The sequence below is a fragment of the Mesorhizobium sp. CA12 genome (assembly GCF_020165255.1).
In the GTDB taxonomy this organism is placed as follows: Bacteria; Pseudomonadota; Alphaproteobacteria; order Rhizobiales; family Rhizobiaceae; genus Mesorhizobium.
This window is the reverse complement of record NZ_JAIUHT010000035.1, coordinates 1-3183: the sequence shown is the minus strand read 5'-3', so window position 1 is coordinate 3183 and position 3183 is coordinate 1. Positions and strand designations below refer to the sequence as shown.

1 rRNA gene is annotated in these 3183 nt (G+C 53.1%); it reads right to left on the bottom strand.

From position 1 onward, the window contains the following. Positions 1-20 precede the first annotated feature (20 nt). Positions 21-2844 (bottom strand): 23S ribosomal RNA (locus tag LB520_RS29055). Positions 2845-3183: the final 339 nt, after the last annotated feature.

The following is a 3183-nucleotide window of genomic DNA, read 5'->3' as shown; positions in this document are numbered from 1 at the left end:
GATGGATATAAGTAATGAGAACGATCAAGCCTATCGAACTATTAGTACCGGTAAGCTTCAAGCGTTGCCGCTCTTCCACACCCGGCCTATCAACGTGGTCGTCTTCCACGGTTCTCAGGGAATACTCGTTTCAAGGTGGGTTTCCCGCTTAGATGCCTTCAGCGGTTATCCCGTCCGGATATAGCTACCCTGCAATGCGGCTGGCGCCACAACAGGTCCACCAGAGATCCGTCCATCCCGGTCCTCTCGTACTAGGGACAGATCCTTTCAATATTCCTACACCCACGGCAGATAGGGACCGAACTGTCTCACGACGTTCTGAACCCAACTCACGTACCGCTTTAAATGGCGAACAGCCATACCCTTGGGACCTGCTCCAGCCCCAGGATGCGATGAGTCGACATCGAGGTGCCAAACAACCCCGTCGATATGGACTCTTGGGGGTCATCAGCCTGTTATCCCCGGCGTACCTTTTATCCGTTGAGCGATGGCCCTTCCACGCGGGACCACCGGATCACTATGACCGACTTTCGTCTCTGCTCGACTTGTCAGTCTCGCAGTCAGGCAGGCTTATGCCATTGCACTCAGCGAACGATTTCCGACCGTTCTGAGCCCACCATCGCGCGCCTCCGTTACTCTTTAGGAGGCGACCGCCCCAGTCAAACTACCCACCATACATTGTCCCGGACCCGGATAACGGGCCGCGGTTAGACATCCATAGTGATAAGGGTGGTATTTCAAGGGTGGCTCCACCTGAGCTGGCGCCCAGGCTTCAAAGCCTACCACCTATCCTACACATGCCACTACGAATGCCAATGTAAAGCTATAGTAAAGGTGCACGGGGTCTTTCCGTCTAACCGCAGGAACCCCGCATCTTCACGGGGAATTCAATTTCACTGAGTCTATGCTGGAGACAGCGGGGAAGTCGTTACGCCATTCGTGCAGGTCGGAACTTACCCGACAAGGAATTTCGCTACCTTAGGACCGTTATAGTTACGGCCGCCGTTTACTGGGGCTTCGATTCAGAGCTTGCACCCCTCCTCTTAACCTTCCAGCACCGGGCAGGCGTCAGACCCTATACGTCGCCTTGCGGCTTCGCAGAGCCCTGTGTTTTTGATAAACAGTCGCTACCCCCTGGTCTGTGCCACCCTCCTCTGCTTGCGCAGAAAAGGGTCACGCTTCTTCCGAAGTTACGCGTGCAATTTGCCGAGTTCCTTCAGCATAGTTCTCTCAAGCGCCTTGGTATACTCTACCTGACCACCAGTGTCGGTTTCGGGTACGGTCTATAAGGAGGAGCTATTTCCTGGAACCACTCCGCTGCCCTTTCAATCCGATAAGATTGGACAACTTGTGTGATCCGTCACTACCTCCAGGCCCACGAATATTAACGTGGTTCCCATCGACTACGCGTTTCCGCCTCGTCTTAGGGGCCGGCTAACCCTGCTCAGATTAACTTTAAGCAGGAACCCTTGGTCTTTCGGCGGGGGAGTCTCTCACTCCCCTTACGTTACTCATGTCAGCATTCGCACTTCTGATACCTCCACCGCCCCTCACGGGTACGGCTTCATCAGCTTACAGAACGCTCCGCTACCGCTCGTGATTGCTCACGAACCCTAAGCTTCGGTGTATGGCTTTAGCCCCGTTACATTTTCGGCGCAAAGACCCTTATTTAGACCAGTGAGCTGTTACGCTTTCTTTAAATGATGGCTGCTTCTAAGCCAACATCCTGGTTGTTTTGGGATCCTCACATCCTTTCCCACTTAGCCATAACTTGGGGACCTTAGCTGTAGGTCAGGGTTGTTTCCCTTTTCACGACGGACGTTAGCACCCGCCGTGTGTCTGCCGACTAGTACTCCCAGGTATTCGGAGTTTGGTTAGGTTTGGTAATCCGGTGAGGACCCCTAGCCCATCCAGTGCTCTACCCCCTGGGGTATTCGGTCGACGCTCTACCTAAATAGATTTCGCGGAGAACCAGCTATTTCCGAGTTTGATTGGCCTTTCACCCCTAGCCACAAGTCATCCCGAACTATTGCAACAGTTATGGGTTCGGTCCTCCAGTAAGTGTTACCTTACCTTCAACCTGCTCATGGCTAGATCACTCGGTTTCGGGTCTAATGCGACGAACTGAACGCCCTGTTCAGACTCGCTTTCGCTGCGCCTACACCTACCGGTTTAAGCTTGCTCGTCACACTAAGTCGCTGACCCATTATACAAAAGGTACGTGGTCACCCTTGCGGGCTCCCACTGTTTGTAGGCAATCGGTTTCAGGTACTCTTTCACTCCCCTTGTCGGGGTGCTTTTCACCTTTCCCTCACGGTACTAGTTCGCTATCGGTCATGCACGAGTACTTAGGCTTGGAAGGTGGTCCTCCCAATTTCAGACAGGATTTCACGTGTCCCGCCTTACTCGAGGACGATTGATCGCATTACGCGTACGGGGCTGTCACCCGCTATGGCCCTACTTTCCAGAAGGTTCCGCTTGTCTCTCAATCGCCACTGGCCTGGTCCGGGTTCGCTCGCCACTACTTCCGGAGTCTCGGTTGATGTCCTTTCCTACGGGTACTTAGATGTTTCAGTTCCCCGCGTTCGCCACTTTATCCCTATGTATTCAGGATAAGTTACCTATTAGCGATACTTGGAAACCACAGCAGCAAGACGGCGCGATCCGAAGGATCGTCGCATCCCTGCTGCTCTGATTTTCCAAGTACCTTAGGTGGGTTTCCCCATTCGGAAATCTACGGATCAAAGGGTATTCGCACCTCCCCGTAGCTTATCGCAGCGTATCACGTCCTTCATCGCCTGTGCATGCCAAGGCATCCACCAATTGCCCTTAAGACACTTGATCGTTCTCATTGCCAATACCCATCACGCAATCCCGAAGGGATTGTCGTTCAAGCCAAATCCCTTGCGGGATTAGCTAAGCGCAATCCCGAAGGGATTGTCGCCGGAGCGACGATCTCTGCGAGATCGCGCCTCAATGGAATTGGCACAAAAAGACCAGCTTCTCGAGATCGGTTCGAGGGCGCGGTTAGGCAAACCCATCATATGCAAGGGATTGAGCGTCCCTTGCGACAAATCACAGCTTTTCAGCCATGAAGTTCGAACAAATCTTCTCTTTACGATGTCAAACAGAACAGGCGCAGAGCATTAAGCCCGACGCAAACTCATTTTCGAATGACTGACC